Below are 18,776 nucleotides of genomic sequence, written 5' to 3' on the forward strand. Positions count from 1 at the left end.
TTATATACATAGCTTAACTTAACTATAAAGGTAATGAGCAAAAAGTAGTGTTAATGCATACCCACAGGTATAAGACAAAAAGAGTGCTGGTACATATTTTAAGTAACTAACAAAAGTGAGTTCTTTCACTTTACTCATCGCAATAATACCAGAAGCAGAGCCTATCACGAGTAGTGATCCGCCCACACCAACGGAGTAAGTTAATCCAAGCCAATCTGGTGTTGTTAATGAAGGGTTTGCTTTTAATAATGCAGCGGTTAAAGGTACGTTATCTAATAGTGCAGAACCTATACCTGTTACAAAATTAGAAAGACTAGGGTTAAACTGGGCATAGGCTTGCGTTAGTAGATCTAGCGTGCCAATTTCTTTTAGCATTCCAACTAATAATAAGATTCCAAGGAAAAAGAGTAACGTGTCAAATTCGACTTGACGAATATACTCGAGCATTCTAAGTTCTTCTTTATTACTGCGAGCCATATGTCCAACAAGAAACATAATGGAAAGGCCCGTCAAGAAAGTAAGTACAGGGGGAACGCCAAATAAAATATTAAGTAGCATCGTCATTACAATTGTTGAAAAGAAGATGAGTGCAATTATAATATCGATTCTCTGAATATCACGCTGTATTGGAGTTGTAGATACCTCACCTTTCACGTTTAGGGACAATAATACTGTAAGTAACATGACACTTATTGCTGCTGGAATAAAAAGCATCAATAGTTCAGACATTGATACATGGCCACCAAGAAATATCATCAAAGTTGTTACATCACCAGTGATGAGAGATACGCCCCCTGAATTCACCGCAAAGATGATTAATACCGCCATACGCTGTTTCATTTGGCTGTTTAATTTGAAGGTGGTCAGTAAGCCTAAAGAGACAAGTGTTGCCGTCACGTTATCGCATATGGCAGATAAAAATAATGAAAATAACGCAACTTGCAGCATTAACATTCGCACTGATACACGTTGTGGAAATAATTTTTGAACAATTATTTGAATCATGCCTTTCGCATTTAAATAAGCCACAAAAGTCATTGTCGACATTAGAAATAACCAAAGTGTGGCTATCTCTAATAGGTTTTCATTTAATCGCGCTTCAATTATTTTTTCATGGTTTGGATCTACCGCGGCCATGAAAAGTATAATCCAAGAGATACAGCCTAAGAACAAGGTTGTTTTTGCTTTATTGATATGAGTGATTTCTTCAAATACGATACTCAATAATGCAAGTATGGCAAGTGATATTAACAATGTGTACAGCATAAGGGGTTCCAAAAAGTATTGGTGTTATAGAAACGAGAGTGAGACCCTATATTAACTTAATCCTAAAAGATTAACCTACATCAAGTTAATCCTTAAAATATTAAGTTATGAGATATAAATCGGATGTTTATTGTCTATAGGCTAATTAGTATGCTGAAGTTACACGTAGATCGTAGTGATAAATCAGTTTGGTATAACGAATGAGGCTTATAAACGACCATCTGTAAATATGTCGCTATTATCACTTATGATTATGTTCTGAATATTGTGATTATTCGTTCTACTTGTTCTGTGTATGATACAGAGCCTTTAGGCCTAAATTGTATCATGCGCTAGAAATACAGAATAAAACTGTACGTAAATGTGAGAACTGAGATCTAGGTGTCGTTATCAATTGGGCTCAGTGATTCGCGTTAACCTATACTCAATTGGTGGGATCATTGGAGATGGGTTTAACTATGTATAAAGAAGTGATTAAGTTTTGGTTTGAAGAGGTTAATCCAGCCAAGTGGTGGGTTAAGGACATTGAGTTCGATCGGACAATTGTAACTCGATTTAGTGAGTTTCATAAGCGTGCGATTGCAGGTGAATTATTTCATTGGCGCCGAAGTGCTGAAGGACGGTTAGCAGAAATCATCATTTTGGATCAATTTTCGCGCAATATGTACCGTGATACGTCGCGTGCATTTATCTATGACAATATGGCGTTAGCGCTTGCCCAAGAAGCTATCGCGAATGGTGCAGATAAAGAACTCTCGCAGCTGCAATGCAGCTTTCTTTATTTGCCTTTTATGCATAGCGAATCATCAGTGATTCATCAACAAGCGGTATTTTTATATCAAGGTAATGATATTCAAACTAACCTTGAATTTGAATTACAACACCAAGCGATTATTGAACAGTTTGGTCGCTATCCTCATCGTAATAATATTTTAGGCCGAGAATCGACAACCGAAGAACTGGCGTTTCTCGATACCCCTGGTTCAAGTTTTTAGTGTCTAGGTCTAGTTTAGGTAAAGATACTTAATATCTGCTGAACTTGTGTCGATACCTGTTGTTGTGCTGACAGGGTTTTATTATGCGTGTCTTCACTGTGATTTTTCAGCGCCTGCATTTGATCATTTACGACACTAATATAGCGGACTTGCTGATGGGTATTATGACGACTATTTGCCGCATTTTGTTGTGACTGTTCAGATTGCTGAATGACGCTATTAATTTGTTTGTGCATGTCCTGCGCATTATCTAGCTGTTGTTGGCAGCGCTGTGCGATATGAACAATTTCATGTTCGAGTGATGTGCTCGAACTATTTAATTGAGTGAGAAAACTGCTGATTTGTTCCAGTGCTTGTTGGGTTTTTTTTGACAAATTACGTACCTCGTCGGCGACGACTGCAAAACCATGTCCTTTCTCTCCTGCCCGTGCAGCTTCAATTGCCGCGTTGAGTGCCAATAAATTGGTTTGATCGGCGATATGATGAATCGAAGCGACAATAGTTTCGACATTTTCCATGTTGGTATTTAAGGCTTTAATGGCTTTTAAGCTGTCAGTTCCGGCTTGCTGTGTCTGCTGAGTAGCCAAGCTGAAATCGATAATCTGACTCGCTGCTTTATGCATTTTTTGATTCGTTTGCTGGGTTAAGTCATGCACCGACTGGGTTTCGGTATCGATTTGCTGTGCTAATTCATTAACTGCTGAGACGCCACTGCTTATATCACCAATGGTACCACTGCTTGCTTGTGAGTATTGGCTAATGGATTGGAAATCATCTTGTAGCGAATTTAACGCATGAGTAACTTGCTCTACTTGGTTGAGTTTAGCGACTTGCTCTTGTTTAACGTTATCAAGTAGCTGATTAAAGTGTAAGGCGATTAAACCTATTTCACTTTTATTATCGGCAAAGGCCAGGCGTTCACGGGTATTGCTTTGAACTAGAGAGGCGAGGGCTTTATCTAGTTTAATTAACGGTTTTACCACCCAATATTTCTGAGAGTAAAACAGACTAATACCAAATAAGATCAAACTGAGTGCGATCACCGCAAGGTATAAATAGGTGTTTTGTCTTTGTGTGCTGGCATAGTCATTAACTGGTTTCTCTAACGCTAAGATAGCGGCTTGAATATTACTGATTGCCGTTAAAACGAGTTGTTGGTTATCTGTTTGTTCAGAAAGGACGGTTTTAGTATTCAATAGTTCTTTTGGATAACGGCTAATAAGGCTATTTAGTTCATTGGTAACATCAACAATTGATATAGTTTCTTCATCTTCCTCGTCATTTAAGAAGTTATCATCTTCAATCGTTAGTTCAGTGCTGGAGTCATAATGGCGCAGTTGGGACAGTTCACTAATCAGTAGAGCGGTTTCTTTTACTAGGATCAACAACTCTTGCCATTGTGATGTTTGTAACTGATTAAAGTAGCGCTGGCGTTGGTTGGTTAAATGCGCGAGGCTAGCCTGAATATCACTGATGAGGATGAGGTCTTGTTGACGTAACGGTATCTTATTTTCTAATAATTGGCGCTTTAATAGCGATAAATTGTCCGCGAGTTCTTTTTCGTTAAAATTCAGTAGCTGAAAATGATCAGAGGCAAATTTACCCGACGAACGTAAAGGACCTTCAACAAGGCCTGCAAATTGATGGAGTTCTTTGTTTAATGTAGAGGTATTAATGGCACTGGCCAGTTGCTTAAGTGAAGTGATTAACTGACTGATAATTTGTTCGGACTGTTGTAAATCGGCAGTATTACCTTGCTGTAAGTAATCTGAGATTGAGTGGTTTAGTTTAATAGTGACTTGTTCTTTCATTTGCGCAAACATCGAATTTTGGTATTCAAGACGATTAAGCTGCTGGTGGCTACCGTAAAGGGTATAGGTCATTAAGAGTGAAAGACAGATTAAAGTAAGGGAACTGATTCGAGAAAGAGTCGTGATACGCAAGGTCATCATCCTGATAAGCTATCTATGTTGATGCATTGCAGTCTAAAAGCGAAAGATGACAGTTATATGAATATTGTTTTGTTTATCTATGTTTAGAGTAATTACATAGATTAGTGACTATTTCTACCATTATATGATGCTGAGCTCGCTGTTAGCAGCGACTATTTTCTATAATAAGACTATTTTTGTCATTGTTCACGACTAAAAAGTCTTTAAATGTTACGTTTTGAGTGTTTTTTAGTCTAATCAAGTGAAAATATCATAAAGTTTAGTAAATCACTTGCCAATGGAGCCCTGTTGTCTATAATCCATCCCACTGACACGGCAACAGCCGCTCAGTATGCTCTTTAACAATTTATTCAAGCAATCTGTGTGAGCACTTGCAGAGATATAATGACCAAAAATTATATCAATGTAATTGTGAACATTAAATTAAATCGAAAGATTTGGTTTTATAAACAACAAACTTCGGTTTGTTGTTGAAGTACAGAATTCATTGAGCCGACTTAATCGCTTAGGCGATTAGTCAAAAAACTTTTAATTGAAGAGTTTGATCATGGCTCAGATTGAACGCTGGCGGTAGGCTTAACACATGCAAGTCGAGCGGAAACGAAGAATAGCTTGCTATTCTGGCGTCGAGCGGCGGACGGGTGAGTAATGCTTGGGAATCTGCCTAGTCGAGGGGGACAACAGTTGGAAACGACTGCTAATACCGCATACGACCTACGGGTGAAAGGGGGCCTCTTCTTGAAAGCTCTCGCGACTAGATGAGCCCAAGTGGGATTAGCTTGTTGGTGAGGTAAGAGCTCACCAAGGCGACGATCCCTAGCTGGTCTGAGAGGATGATCAGCCACACTGGAACTGAGACACGGTCCAGACTCCTACGGGAGGCAGCAGTGGGGAATATTGCACAATGGGGGAAACCCTGATGCAGCCATACCGCGTGTATGAAGAAGGCCTTAGGGTTGTAAAGTACTTTCAGCGAGGAGGAAAGGTAGTAGATTAATACTCTGCTACTGTGACGTTACTCGCAGAAGAAGCACCGGCTAACTCCGTGCCAGCAGCCGCGGTAATACGGAGGGTGCAAGCGTTAATCGGAATTACTGGGCGTAAAGCGCATGCAGGCGGTTTGTTAAGCGAGATGTGAAAGCCCCGGGCTCAACCTGGGAACTGCATTTCGAACTGGCAAACTAGAGTTCTTGAGAGGGTGGTAGAATTTCAGGTGTAGCGGTGAAATGCGTAGAGATCTGAAGGAATACCAGTGGCGAAGGCGGCCACCTGGCAAGTAACTGACGCTCAGATGCGAAAGCGTGGGTAGCAAACGGGATTAGATACCCCGGTAGTCCACGCCGTAAACGATGTCTACTCGGAGTTTGGTTCCTTGAGAACTGGGCTCTTAAGCTAACGCATTAAGTAGACCGCCTGGGGAGTACGGCCGCAAGGTTAAAACTCAAATGAATTGACGGGGGCCCGCACAAGCGGTGGAGCATGTGGTTTAATTCGATGCAACGCGAAGAACCTTACCTACTCTTGACATCCATAGAACTTTTCAGAGATGAATTGGTGCCTTCGGGAACTATGAGACAGGTGCTGCATGGCTGTCGTCAGCTCGTGTTGTGAAATGTTGGGTTAAGTCCCGCAACGAGCGCAACCCTTATCCTTATTTGCCAGCACGTAATGGTGGGAACTCTAAGGAGACTGCCGGTGATAAACCGGAGGAAGGTGGGGACGACGTCAAGTCATCATGGCCCTTACGAGTAGGGCTACACACGTGCTACAATGGCGCATACAAAGGGCTGCAAACCAGCAATGGTAAGCGAATCCCATAAAGTGCGTCGTAGTCCGGATTGGGGTCTGCAACTCGACCCCATGAAGTCGGAATCGCTAGTAATCGTGAATCAGAATGTCACGGTGAATACGTTCCCGGGCCTTGTACACACCGCCCGTCACACCATGGGAGTGGGCTGCACCAGAAGTCATTAGCTTAACCTTCGGGAGGGCGATGACCACGGTGTGGTTCATGACTGGGGTGAAGTCGTAACAAGGTAGCCCTAGGGGAACCTGGGGCTGGATCACCTCCTTACGTAAAGTTGTTAATTTTTGTAAGTGCCCACACAAATTGCTTGAATAGAAAGTTGAATAGTATGTCTTACTAATAGTAAGACGCTAGTAAGCAAAGATAAGCAATCGCTTGTTTATCTTTGCTTTTTAGCAAATTGCTCTTTAAAAATTTGGAAAGCTGAATAAATAAAGAAGTTCTTAAAACACGTTATTGCTTCGGCAATAACAATATAGTGTTCTTGAGTATTCTTGAGGCGAAAAAAACTAGATAATACCTAGTTATTTCAATTGTACGGTCGACTTTAGATTGTATGGTTAAGTGACTAAGCGTATACGGTGGATGCCTAGGCAGTCAGAGGCGATGAAGGACGTGTTAATCTGCGTTAAGCTGTGGGGAGTTGATAAAAAGCGTTAATCCACAGATTTCCGAATGGGGGAACCCACTCTACTTTGTAGAGTATCGTAACGTGAATACATAGCGTTACGAAGCGAACCGGGAGAACTGAAACATCTAAGTACCCCGAGGAAAAGAAATCAATAGAGATACCCTTAGTAGCGGCGAGCGAACGGGGTCTAGCCCTTAAGCAGTTTGGAAGTTAGTGGAAGATTCTGGAAAGTTTCACGATACAGGGTGATAGTCCCGTACATGAAAACGACCTTACTGTGAAATCGAGTAGGACGGCACACGTGATATGCTGTTTGAATATGGGAGGACCATCTTCCAAGGCTAAATACTACTGACTGACCGATAGTGAACCAGTACCGTGAGGGAAAGGCGAAAAGAACCCCTGTGAGGGGAGTGAAATAGAACCTGAAACCGTATACGTACAAGCAGTGGGAGCAGACTTGTTCTGTGACTGCGTACCTTTTGTATAATGGGTCAACGACTTAATTTCAGTAGCAAGGTTAAGCGAATAGCGGAGCCGTAGGGAAACCGAGTGTTAACTGCGCGAATAGTTGCTGGGATTAGACCCGAAACCCGGTGATCTAGCCATGGGCAGGTTGAAGGTTGAGTAACATCAACTGGAGGACCGAACCGACTAATGTTGAAAAATTAGCGGATGACTTGTGGCTGGGGGTGAAAGGCCAATCAAACCGGGAGATAGCTGGTTCTCCTCGAAAGCTATTTAGGTAGCGCCTCGCGTCTAACTATTGGGGGTAGAGCACTGTTAAGGCTAGGGGGTCATCCCGACTTACCAACCCTTTGCAAACTCCGAATACCAATAAGTTCAATCGCGGGAGACACACGGCGGGTGCTAACGTCCGTCGTGGAAAGGGAAACAACCCAGACCGTCAGCTAAGGTCCCAAAGTGTATGTTAAGTGGGAAACGATGTGGAAAGGCTCAGACAGCCAGGAAGTTGGCTTAGAAGCAGCCATCTTTTAAAGAAAGCGTAATAGCTCACTGGTCGAGTCGGTCTGCGCGGAAGATTTAACGGGGCTAAACATACCACCGAAGCTACGGATGCAAAGACTTGTTCTTTGCATGGTAGAGGAGCGTTCTGTAAGCCGTCGAAGGTGAGTTGAGAAGCTTGCTGGAGGTATCAGAAGTGCGAATGTTGACATGAGTAACGATAATGGGGGTGAAAAACCTCCACGCCGAAAGACCAAGGGTTCCTGTCCAACGTTAATCGGGGCAGGGTGAGTCGACCCCTAAGGCGAGGCCGAAAGGCGTAGTCGATGGGAAACAGGTTAATATTCCTGTACTCACTTATATTGCGATGGGGTGACGGAGAAGGTTAGGCTAGCATGGCGATGGTTGTCCATGTTTAAGGTTGTAGGCTGTATGCTTAGGTAAATCCGGGCGTACATTAAGGCTGAGAACTGATGACGAGTCTCTACGGAGATGAAGTAGTTGATACCCGGCTTCCAGGAAAAACCTCTAAGCTTCAGATATAAGAGAATCGTACCCCAAACCGACACAGGTGGTTAGGTAGAGAATACTAAGGCGCTTGAGAGAACTCGGGTGAAGGAACTAGGCAAAATGGTACCGTAACTTCGGGAGAAGGTACGCCAATGATGGTGAAGGACTTGCTCCGTAAGCTATTGTTGGTCGCAGAGAAATGGTGGCTGCAACTGTTTATTAAAAACACAGCACTGTGCAAAATCGAAAGATGACGTATACGGTGTGACGCCTGCCCGGTGCCGGAAGGTTAATTGATTGGGTTAGACTTAGGTCGAAGCTCATGATCGAAGCCCCGGTAAACGGCGGCCGTAACTATAACGGTCCTAAGGTAGCGAAATTCCTTGTCGGGTAAGTTCCGACCTGCACGAATGGCGTAATGATGGCCACGCTGTCTCCACCCGAGACTCAGTGAAATTGAAATCGCTGTTAAGATGCAGTGTACCCGCGGCTAGACGGAAAGACCCCGTGAACCTTTACTATAGCTTGGCACTGAACATTGAACCTACATGTGTAGGATAGGTGGGAGACGTTGAAGCATTGTCGCTAGATGATGTGGAGTCAACCTTGAAATACCACCCTTGTACGTTTGATGTTCTAACGTAGGCCCCTTATCGGGGTTGCGGACAGTGTCTGGTGGGTAGTTTGACTGGGGCGGTCTCCTCCCAAAGAGTAACGGAGGAGCACGAAGGTTGGCTAAACATGGTTGGACATCATGTGGTTAGTGCAAAGGCATAAGCCAGCTTAACTGCGAGACAGACACGTCGAGCAGGTACGAAAGTAGGTCTTAGTGATCCGGTGGTTCTGAATGGAAGGGCCATCGCTCAACGGATAAAAGGTACTCCGGGGATAACAGGCTGATACCGCCCAAGAGTTCATATCGACGGCGGTGTTTGGCACCTCGATGTCGGCTCATCACATCCTGGGGCTGAAGTTGGTCCCAAGGGTATGGCTGTTCGCCATTTAAAGTGGTACGCGAGCTGGGTTTAGAACGTCGTGAGACAGTTCGGTCCCTATCTGCCGTGGGCGTTTGAGAATTGAGAGGAGCTGCTCCTAGTACGAGAGGACCGGAGTGGACGAACCACTGGTGTTCGGGTTGTTATGCCAATAGCATTGCCCGGTAGCTAAGTTCGGAACTGATAACCGCTGAAAGCATCTAAGCGGGAAGCAGGCCTCGAGATGAGTTCTCACTGGAGCTTTAAGCTCCCTGAAGGGCCGTTGGAGACTACAACGTTGATAGGCAAGGTGTGTAAGTGCTGTGAGGCATTGAGCTAACTTGTACTAATTACCCGTGAGGCTTAACCATACAAATTAAAGTATGATTAATTGAAATATCGACTTAAGAATTGATTGAACACTACTATTTATCGAAAGATAGGTTTTAAAGACTTCTTTATTTATAGCTTTTCAGATTTAAAAGATACAACTTGAAAGCAAACCAAATTTGCTTGGTGACCATAGTGTTGCGGTACCACCTGATCCCATTCCGAACTCAGTAGTGAAACGTAATAACGCCGATGGTAGTGTGGGGCTTCCCCATGTGAGAGTAGGGCATCGCCAAGCGCCAAATTGAGTCGAAAGACTACAATCAAGGTTTATACCTTGTATAAAGAATAGACTGATGGAAACATTAGCACAGATTGTGCGGAGTGGTAGTTCAGTTGGTTAGAATACCGGCCTGTCACGCCGGGGGTCGCGGGTTCGAGTCCCGTCCACTCCGCCAACAACAACGAAAGCCTGAATCGAAAGATTCAGGCTTTTTTTGTGCCTGAAATTCAGGGTACAAAAAATACAGATTGTTCGGAGTGGTAGTTCAGTTGGTTAGACTCTTTATAAAAACATAAGCGGCCTGTCACGCCGGGGATCGCGGGTTGTGGTTTGTAGAAAGCCGTCCGCTTTCTCTTTGCCAACAACAACGAAAGCCTGAATTGAAAACTTTTTATTAGAAATAGAGGCTTTTTTTGTGCCTGAAATTCAGGGTACAAAAAATACAGATTGTTCGGAGTGGTAGTTCAGTTGGTTAGACTCTTTATAAAAACATAAGCGGCCTGTCACGCCGGGGATCGCGGGTTGTGGTTTGTAGAAAGCCGTCCGCTTTCTCTTTGCCAACAACAACGAAAGCCTGAATCGAAAACTTTTTATTAGAAATAGAGGCTTTTTTTGTGCCTGAAATTCAGGATACAAAAAATACAGATTGTTCGGAGTGGTAGTTCAGTTGGTTAGACTGTTTACCTAAAAAGGCGACCTGTCGCGCCGGGGATCGCGGGTTGTGGTTTGTAGAAAGCCGTCCGCTTTCTCTTTGCCAACAAACAACGAAAGCCTGAATCGAAAACTTTTTGTTAGAAATAGAGGCTTTTTTTGTGCCTGAAATTCAGAGTACAAAAAAGCCCAAGTATTTTTCTATAATACTTGGGCTAAAACCATTCCTTAATACACGTTATCTTACGTGCGGATTAGTTCTTTTTTCATGACCGATTGTCGATGTTGGTCCATGACCTGGGAAGAATACGGTTTCTTCTGGCAATGTCCATAACTGGCCTTTGATCGCGGTCATCAAGGTATTAAAGCAACCTTGTGGGAAATCAGTACGACCGACAGAGCCATTGAATAATACATCACCAACAATTACTTGTTTTGTTGTTACATGATTAAATACCACGTGCCCGGGTGTATGACCTGGGGTATGCAGAGCAGTTAGTTCTTGATTACCAAATGCAATAATATCACCGTGCTCTAACCAACGTTGTGGTTCAAATGGTGGAACTTCTGGAAAGCCAAACATCTGACCTTGCATTGGTAGTTTGTCTAACCAAAATTTATCCGCAATATGTGGACCTTCAATAGATACCTTCAATGCTGCAGCAAGTGCTTCAGTGCCGCCAACGTGATCAATATGAGCATGTGTTAGAAAGATCTTCTCTACTTCTACACCATGTTGCTTTACTTGGCCAATAATCTTTTCAATGTCACCACCGGGATCAACAATAGCGGCTTTATTGGTTTCAGGGCAGATTAACAGACTGCAGTTTTGTTCAAAAGGTGTTACTGGAATGACTTTAACTTGCATTGCTTATCTCTCTTGGCTAGATAGTCGTATATATAGTTGCGCTAGTTTACCGATTTGTAGGACAAGAGTATACGGTCTAAATTGTTACGCTACTGTTACTTGATGATCTGTGTCAAAACAGATTTTTTATTGATAGTTATCATAGCTATTCTTATTTCTATTCTATTAACGGAATTATTATGTATCCATTATTACTGAAAGTGCATTTGGCTTTACTGTTGATTAGTCTGCTAAGTTTTGCATTACGGACATTTTGGGCGATCAAAGGTTCTGAATATATTAATAATGTAATTTTATTTAAGATCCATAAAGTACTTAACTTGGTGCTTATTTTATCTGGTTTCGCGTTATGTGTGACTATCAATCAATACCCATTTGTTGATGCTTGGGTAACTGAAAAGTTTGTGCTGTTATTCGTTTACGTTGGATTTGCGATGTTAGCGTTTAAGCCTCAGATGAACTTAAAAGTACGTCAGGTCTGTATTGCAGTTACGATGATATTTTTTGTGACTATTTTTTATATTGCGAAAACTAAAGTTGCGTTGTTTATATAAATACTGGTGTTATCGTGATCGACGACTCATACGGAGATATTGAATGAAAAAATGGCACTCTAGAGTGCCATTTTTTACTTAGTTTTTTACGCGATTTATTTATAAGGAGACGTTGAGCTGATTTTTCGTTTTGCTTTTCTTCGTCAATAAATGATGACTTATTACACCTGCGAATAACATAAAGGCCAGTATCAATAAGGGTGTATTACCATAACGGTTAAAAGGGGTCGTCCCTTGATAAGGCGTTACTTGTGCACGTAATACAGCTTTTTCGAATTGAGCTATACGGCCCACTTCTTGACCTTGTGCATCGTAAATAGCCGTGATACCTGTATTAGTACTGCGGATTACCGGACGCTGGAATTCAAATGCACGCATTCTCGCGATTTCTAAATGCTGAGCTGGACCTATCGAGGTACCAAACCAGGCATCGTTACTCACCGTTAAAATAAAGCCTGTATCAGGCGTTACAGTGTGTACTAGGGTCTGGTTAAAGGCTATTTCATAGCAAATTGCAGTGGCAATATGTACGTTACTTGCTGATAGATTTAACTGTTCTTCACCACCACGTTGAAATGATGACATCGGTAAATTAAATAAGGGCGCAATCGGTCTTAACAGATCTTCAAACGGTACGAATTCACCAATGGGTAATAATTTGTTTTTGTAATAACGGTCATTAACAGGGGAGTGACCGTCATGCTGTTCAGGTTGACCGAGTACTATCACAGCATTGTAATACTCATCAATATTATCAACACGTTGGTAGTTAATGATACCAGTGATAAGAGTGGTATTCGTTTCGCGCATTAATTCTGATACATAATCTAAATAGCTTTTCACTTGGAATTCCAATGCTGGGATGGCAGATTCTGGCCAAATAATAATATCTGCATCGGTATTCTCCAAACTTAGTTTTAAGTATTCATTGAGAATATCAGCACGTTTTTCTGGTAGCCATTTTTCATCTTGATCGGTATTACCTTGCACTAGTGCGATTGATTTTACGGCTTCAGGTGTTGTCCATTGTCGGCCTTGTAAGGCCATTGCCGACAATACGATAAGGGATATAACGGCGGCAGGCATGATGAATTTACGTTCACGACAAACATAATACAAACTGGCGGTGATGAAGCAAACAGCGACAGTAATCCCTTCTACACCGAGAATTGGCGCGTAGTTAACCAAGGGGGTATTCATCTGACTATAACCAAGCTCTAACCAAGGAAAACCTGTCATCACCCAACCGCGTAACCAATCTGTGATTAGCCAGATTGCAGGAAAGGCAATAAAGTAGCGTACTAAGGCTGAATGTGCGCTAAATCGATTAACGAGATAAGCACAAAGCGCGGGGTAAATGGCAAGGTAAGCACACAATAGCAGAACTAATAACCATGCTACAGGTGCAGGTAAACCACCAAAATCTAAGATACTCACTGAAATCCAGTGGAGACCAGCGATAAAGAATCCAAGCCCCCACAGAAAGCCATATCCGGCGGCGTGTTTTGCTGATTTATTGTCAATGATAAAGAGTAGGAAAAATAATGAAACGTATAAGCTAATGCTGTAATCAAACGGTGCAAAAGCAAAGACGCTAAGTGCGCCAGCGAGTGGCGCACCTATTTTATGAATCAGTGATTTGATAGGTTATTCCTTTGAGCAATTTACAGCGACAAGTGGAGTAACCTGCCACTGAGACGGTTAAGCTGATTCAGCTAAGCGATTCTGTTGTGCTTCAGGTACTTTCACTTGTAATTGGATGATACGACGGCGGTCAGCAGAAATGACTTTAAATTGGAAGTCGTCAACTGTGATGATCTCACCTTGCTCTGGTAAATGACCAAATGCATGGGCAATCATACCGCCAATTGTATCAACTTCATCATCGCTAAAGTCTGATGCGAAGTAGTCATTAAAGTCATCAACTGGTGTTAATGCTTGCACTGAGAATACGCTTTTATTAATACGGCGGATGTCTTCTTGTGCTGATTCATCTTCATCGAATTCGTCTTCAATTTCACCAACGATCTCTTCAAGAATATCCTCAATGGTAACAAGACCTGATACACCACCAAATTCATCAACCACTACGGCCATGTGATAGCGTTCAGAACGAAACTCTTTAAGGAGTTTATCAACACGTTTACTTTCTGGTACAACAACTGCTGGGCGTAAAATAGAAGACAGCTCAAAGCTATCTGGCGCGCCACTAAACACAAATTTAAGCAGATCTTTGGCTAACAAGATCCCTTCGATATGATCTTTATCTTCATTGACGACAGGGAAGCGCGAGTGCGCAGAGTCAATCATGATAGGTAAAAACTCTTCTACTTTTTGGCTCTTATCGATAGTAATTATCTGTGAGCGTGGGATCATGATGTCGCGTACTTTTAGTCCTGAAACTTCGAGCACACCTTCAATCATATCCTTTGTGTCTTGATCGATCAGTTCGCGATTTTCTGCATCTTGAATAACTTCTACAAGCTCTTCTCTGTTTCTCGGCTCACCTTGGAATAATTGAGAAAATTTGTCAAAAAAACCTTTTTTTGATGAACCGTTTGTCGAGTGAGGTTTGTCGCCGTTCATAGTTTGTTGTACCTAAGTTATGTAACGTTAATGGTATTAATATTACTTTTCAGTAATATAGGGGTCTTCAAATTCTAGCTCTAGCATGATTTCGGTTTCTAGACCTTCCATCTCTTCTGCTTCTTCATCGATAATATGATCATAGCCGAGTAAATGTAAAGTACCATGAATAACCATGTGCGCCCAATGTGCGGTCAGGGGTTTTTGTTGCTCTTGTGCTTCGTGTTCAACAACTTGTTTGCAGATAATTAAATCACCAAGCAGGTCTAATTCAATGCCTTCAGGTACTTCGAATGGAAACGAAAGTACGTTGGTTGGTTTGTCTTTGCCACGGTAATCGTTATTCAATTGTTGGCTTTCTTCGTTATCAACAATGCGAATCGTTACTTCAGCACTCTCTTGAAAACGTTTAATGACCGCATTGAGCCAAGTTGTTAATTGTGCCTCGGTTGGTAATTGCTTTTCATCTTCAGTCGCAATTTGTAAATCTAGCGTAGTATTCATTGGTCTTTATCCTTACGGGCAATGCTATTTTCAAAGTGTTCATAAGCATCGACAATTTTTGCAACAACAGGATGACGAACGACATCATTGGATATAAAAACATTAAAACTGATTTCTTTTACTGGCTCAAGTACATCCATAGCATGGCGTAAGCCTGATGTGATGTGTTTCGGTAAATCAGCTTGTGTAATATCACCAGTAATCACCGCTTTGGAATTAAAACCAATACGGGTTAAAAACATTTTCATTTGTTCAATAGTAGTGTTCTGACTTTCATCTAAAATAATAAACGCATCATTTAATGTACGGCCACGCATGTATGCAAGTGGTGCAACTTCTATGACATTGCGCTCAATTAAACGTTCCACTTTTTCAAAGCCAAGCATCTCAAATAACGCATCATAGAGTGGACGTAAATAAGGATCAACTTTCTGGCTTAAGTCACCGGGTAGAAAACCTAACTTTTCACCGGCTTCAACTGCAGGGCGTGTTAATAAAATACGACGGACTTCTTGTCGCTCTAAGGCATCGACAGCTGCCGCAACGGCTAAATAGGTTTTTCCTGTACCGGCAGGACCAATACCAAAGGTTATATCGTGGGTTAAAATATTGGCAATGTAATTGGCTTGATTGTCACCACGCGGCTTAATTAGGCCTCGTTTAGTTTTAATCACAGTGTTAAAACTAGCTACGGTTTGCTTAGGCTTAGGCTCTGGTTCGAGTAATCGAGATGCTTGTATCGCAAGATGAATTGTCTCTGGCTCAATGTCGATTACTTGGCCTTTAACAGGTTGCGTCTCAACATAAAGGTTACGAAGAATATCCATACAGCTGTGCGCATTAACCGGATTTCCGGTAATATGGAATTGATTATTTTGATAAGTAATTTCAACTTCTAAACGACGTTCAAGTTGTTTTAGATTGTCATCAAATGGGCCACATAAATGAGCGACTCGCGCACCGTCTGCGGGTTCTAAAAATATATCGAGCGTTGTCGTATTTTTATTCAAAATCATCTCATTAGGCAGAGCCATTAAAGGTCATTAATGGCTCTTAGTCTATCTCTTATGGGTTGAACTTAGCAACACCTAGCTCATTAGGTTGATTGGTAGCTCGCGCCAAAATTTCGCTTGGTTTGACGGCACTACGTAGACCCATCTCATTTTCGCCACGGATGAATACACCGCGGATCGAGTTAGGGAATACATCCACAATGTCTACATCTACAAACGTACCGATTAGATCTGGCGAGCCTTCGAAGTTAACAACACGGTTGTTTTCGGTACGGCCAGTCAGTTCCATAATATTTTTCTTCGATGGACCTTCAACTAGAATACGCTGCGTTGTATTTACCATATTACGGCCAATTTTTTGTGACATTTGGCTAATACGTGTTTGTAAAATACTTAAACGTTGTTTTTTCTCTTCTAGCGAGACGTCATCTGGTAAATCTGCAGCAGGTGTTCCAGGACGCGCACTGTAGATGAAGCTGAAGCTAATATCGTATTCAATGTCTTCAATTAGTTTCATTGTATCTGCGAAATCTTGTTGGCTTTCACCTGGAAAACCGATAATGAAGTCTGAACTCATCACTAAACCTGGACGAGCTTTACGCAATTTTCGGATCAATGATTTATATTCTAATGCTGTGTGCGCACGTTTCATCAAGGTTAAGATACGATCTGAACCTGACTGCACTGGAAGGTGTAAGTGGGACACAACTTCAGGTGTATCTTTATATACTTCAATAATATCGCTTGTGAACTCAATCGGGTGACTGGTGGTATAACGGATACGATCGATACCATCAATAGCAGCGACATAACGTAATAAGTCTGCGAATGAGCACATGTCACCTTCATGCATATCACCACGGTAAGCATTAGCATTCTGACCAAGTAGGTTTACTTCACGTACACCTTGCTCTGCTAGTTGTGCAATCTCATATAAGATATCATCAAGAGGACGGCTTACTTCTTCACCACGGGTATATGGTACAACGCAGAATGTACAGTATTTTGAACAGCCTTCCATGATAGACACGAATGCTGATACTCCTTCGGCACGCGGCTCTGGTAAACGATCAAACTTTTCGATTTCAGGGAAGCTGACATCAACAAGGCCTTTTTTACCTGCTTGGGCATGTGTGATCATTTCTGGTAAGCGGTGTAAAGTCTGCGGACCAAATACCAGGTTTACAATGGGTGCACGTTTTTGAATCTCTGCACCTTCTTGTGATGCTACGCAGCCACCAACACCAATCACTAATTTCGGATTGCGTTTCTTTAGCTTTTTCCAGCGACCCAGTTGGTGAAATACTTTTTCTTGCGCTTTTTCTCTGATAGAACAGGTATTTAATAGAAGAACATCCGCTTCCTCTGGGTTATCAGTCAGTTCAAAACCATTCTCGGCATTTAACAAATCTGCCATTTTTGATGAATCGTATTCGTTCATCTGGCAGCCCCAGGTTTTAATGTGCAGTTTTTTACTCATTATCCACGTTGCTCTTTATTATTTGTTGCTATATTCGGGTTGTGTGAGAACACACAGAAGATCGCGTATTCTACTGCCTTAATAGTCTGTTGACTAGACGTTATCATCGCTTCTATGCATAAATTTACTGTAATTTTCGTAGTACAAAGCAATCATTTCGACGTAAAGCTTGGTAGAATTCTGATTCAGATAAGAATTTAGCCTTAAACGGTTCAGGAAGCACGATGCAGGAATTTGATGTAATTATTGTTGGCGGTGGAATGGTTGGTGCAAGTACCGCTAATCTACTCGCACCTTCGGGACTTAAAATTGCGGTAATTGAAGCGCAAGCGCCGCCCGCTTTTTCATTTGAGCAACCGATGGATCTGCGTGTATCGGCGATCAGTCTGGCCTCTCAGCAACTGCTTGTTGCGACAGGTGCTTGGTCCAATATCAGAGAAATGCGTCTTTGCCCTTATCGTCGTTTAGAAACGTGGGATCAAGGTGGCTGCGAAATAAAATTCCATGCTAACGATATTGGTTACGACAAGTTAGGTTACATCATTGAAAACCGGGTGATCCAATTAGGCTTACTCGAAGCAATGAAACGTCACAGTAATGTACAGTTGATGTGTCCTGAGAAAGTTGCCACACTTGATCAAAGCAGTGAATATGCTGAAATTACGTTAACCTCTGGCGCTAAACTACGTGCTAAGTTGGTGCTTGCCGCCGATGGTGCTAACTCAATTATTCGTCAGCAAAGTAATATAGGTATTAGCAGTTGGGATTATCGCCAAAACTGCATGTTAATTAATATTGATACTGAACAATCGCAGCAAGACGTTACTTGGCAGGAGTTTTCACCAACGGGACCAATGGCATTATTACCGTTACCCGGGCATAAAGCATCGTTGGTTTGGTATCATCAAACCGCGCACATCAACTATTTAAGTAAACTGTCGAATGCTGAACTTAAAGTGGAAGTACAACAACATTTTCCCGATCTGATTGGTGGATTTGAGATCACTAACCATGGTTCATTCCCTCTGACACGACGTCATGCCCAGCAATATTATAAAGGTCGAGTGGTGTTACTGGGTGATGCGGCACATACAATTAATCCATTGGCAGGACAGGGCGTTAATATCGGTTTTAAAGATGTGAATGTGTTATGTGAGTTAATTAGAAGCGCAGTGATAGAAGGTGAAGCTTGGGACTGTGAAGCTTTACTCGCACAATATCAACGTAGCAGAAAGCCTGATAATTTGTTAATGCAGACGAGTATGGATCTGTTTTATTCTGTATTTAGTAATAATTCTGCACCAGCGAAGATACTGCGTAACGTTGGACTTGCTGTTGCACAGCGCGCCGGACCCTTAAAGCGTCAGGCGCTACGTTATGCGATAGGCTTAAGTTAATTACATCAT

General features: G+C 42.2%; 11 protein-coding genes, 1 tRNA gene and 3 rRNA genes. 7 read left to right on the forward strand and 8 right to left on the reverse strand.

Annotated features, from left to right (window positions below):
• Positions 1 to 18: 18 nt before the first annotated feature.
• Positions 19 to 1,266: a sodium:proton antiporter NhaD gene (gene nhaD / locus HWV01_RS02535; protein WP_211673936.1), complete on the reverse strand. Its 1,248-nt coding sequence runs from the start codon at positions 1,264 to 1,266 to the stop codon at positions 19 to 21.
• A gap of 446 nt (positions 1,267 to 1,712) precedes the next feature.
• Between nhaD and HWV01_RS02540 the strand changes: the two genes are divergently transcribed.
• Positions 1,713 to 2,261: a DUF924 family protein gene (locus HWV01_RS02540; RefSeq protein WP_249185419.1), complete on the forward strand. Its 549-nt coding sequence runs from the start codon at positions 1,713 to 1,715 to the stop codon at positions 2,259 to 2,261.
• A gap of 14 nt (positions 2,262 to 2,275) precedes the next feature.
• Here the strand turns inward: HWV01_RS02540 and HWV01_RS02545 are convergent, their stop codons facing one another.
• Complete coding sequence (locus HWV01_RS02545; RefSeq protein ID WP_249185534.1) at positions 2,276 to 4,210, reverse strand: methyl-accepting chemotaxis protein; 1,935 nt, start codon at positions 4,208 to 4,210, stop codon at positions 2,276 to 2,278.
• Between the two features lie 532 nt (positions 4,211 to 4,742).
• On the opposite strand from HWV01_RS02545, the gene HWV01_RS02550 reads away from it, so the two are divergent.
• The 4 genes from HWV01_RS02550 (at position 4,743) to HWV01_RS02565 (ending at position 9,889) form a co-directional block, all read left to right on the forward strand.
• Positions 4,743 to 6,287: ribosomal RNA gene (locus tag HWV01_RS02550) — 16S ribosomal RNA — on the forward strand.
• Between the two features lie 291 nt (positions 6,288 to 6,578).
• Positions 6,579 to 9,472: ribosomal RNA gene (locus HWV01_RS02555) — 23S ribosomal RNA — on the forward strand.
• A gap of 141 nt (positions 9,473 to 9,613) precedes the next feature.
• Positions 9,614 to 9,729: ribosomal RNA gene (rrf, locus tag HWV01_RS02560) — 5S ribosomal RNA — on the forward strand.
• Together the 16S, 23S and 5S rRNA genes with 1 tRNA gene alongside form the textbook arrangement of a ribosomal RNA operon.
• 83 nt (positions 9,730 to 9,812) lie before the next feature.
• Positions 9,813 to 9,889: transfer RNA gene (locus tag HWV01_RS02565), tRNA-Asp, on the forward strand.
• Positions 9,890 to 10,603: 714 nt separating this feature from the next.
• Here HWV01_RS02565 and HWV01_RS02570 read toward each other — a convergent pair.
• A complete protein-coding gene (locus HWV01_RS02570; protein ID WP_211673938.1) occupies positions 10,604 to 11,233 on the reverse strand; it encodes an MBL fold metallo-hydrolase in 630 nt (209 codons plus the stop codon).
• 179 nt (positions 11,234 to 11,412) lie between these two features.
• Between HWV01_RS02570 and HWV01_RS02575 the strand changes: the two genes are divergently transcribed.
• Positions 11,413 to 11,787 (forward strand): SirB2 family protein, encoded by a 375-nt coding sequence (locus HWV01_RS02575; protein WP_249185420.1) that lies wholly within the window; start codon positions 11,413 to 11,415, stop codon positions 11,785 to 11,787.
• A 99-nt stretch (positions 11,788 to 11,886) separates the two neighbouring features.
• Here the strand turns inward: HWV01_RS02575 and lnt are convergent, their stop codons facing one another.
• The 5 genes from lnt to miaB are packed head-to-tail and all read right to left on the reverse strand — an operon-like array spanning position 11,887 to position 17,370.
• Positions 11,887 to 13,431, reverse strand: coding sequence for an apolipoprotein N-acyltransferase (gene lnt, locus HWV01_RS02580; protein WP_371816354.1), 1,545 nt, complete (start codon positions 13,429 to 13,431; stop codon positions 11,887 to 11,889).
• A gap of 57 nt (positions 13,432 to 13,488) precedes the next feature.
• Positions 13,489 to 14,373 (reverse strand): CNNM family magnesium/cobalt transport protein CorC, encoded by an 885-nt coding sequence (gene corC, locus HWV01_RS02585; protein WP_211673939.1) that lies wholly within the window; start codon positions 14,371 to 14,373, stop codon positions 13,489 to 13,491.
• A gap of 42 nt (positions 14,374 to 14,415) precedes the next feature.
• Positions 14,416 to 14,877, reverse strand: coding sequence for an rRNA maturation RNase YbeY (gene ybeY / locus HWV01_RS02590; RefSeq protein WP_211673940.1), 462 nt, complete (start codon positions 14,875 to 14,877; stop codon positions 14,416 to 14,418).
• Entirely contained in the window at positions 14,874 to 15,911 is a 1,038-nt protein-coding gene (locus HWV01_RS02595; protein ID WP_211673941.1) for a PhoH family protein, read from the reverse strand. Before HWV01_RS02595 ends, ybeY begins: the two co-directional genes overlap by 4 nt.
• A 31-nt stretch (positions 15,912 to 15,942) precedes the next feature.
• Entirely contained in the window at positions 15,943 to 17,370 is a 1,428-nt protein-coding gene (gene miaB / locus HWV01_RS02600; RefSeq protein WP_211673942.1) for a tRNA (N6-isopentenyl adenosine(37)-C2)-methylthiotransferase MiaB, read from the reverse strand.
• Between the two features lie 224 nt (positions 17,371 to 17,594).
• Between miaB and HWV01_RS02605 the strand changes: the two genes are divergently transcribed.
• Positions 17,595 to 18,767, forward strand: coding sequence for an FAD-dependent oxidoreductase (locus tag HWV01_RS02605; RefSeq protein WP_211673943.1), 1,173 nt, complete (start codon positions 17,595 to 17,597; stop codon positions 18,765 to 18,767).
• The last annotated feature ends 9 nt before the right edge of the window (positions 18,768 to 18,776 follow it).

The sequence above is a fragment of the Moritella sp. 5 genome (assembly GCF_018219455.1).
Lineage (GTDB): Bacteria > Pseudomonadota > Gammaproteobacteria > Enterobacterales > Moritellaceae > Moritella.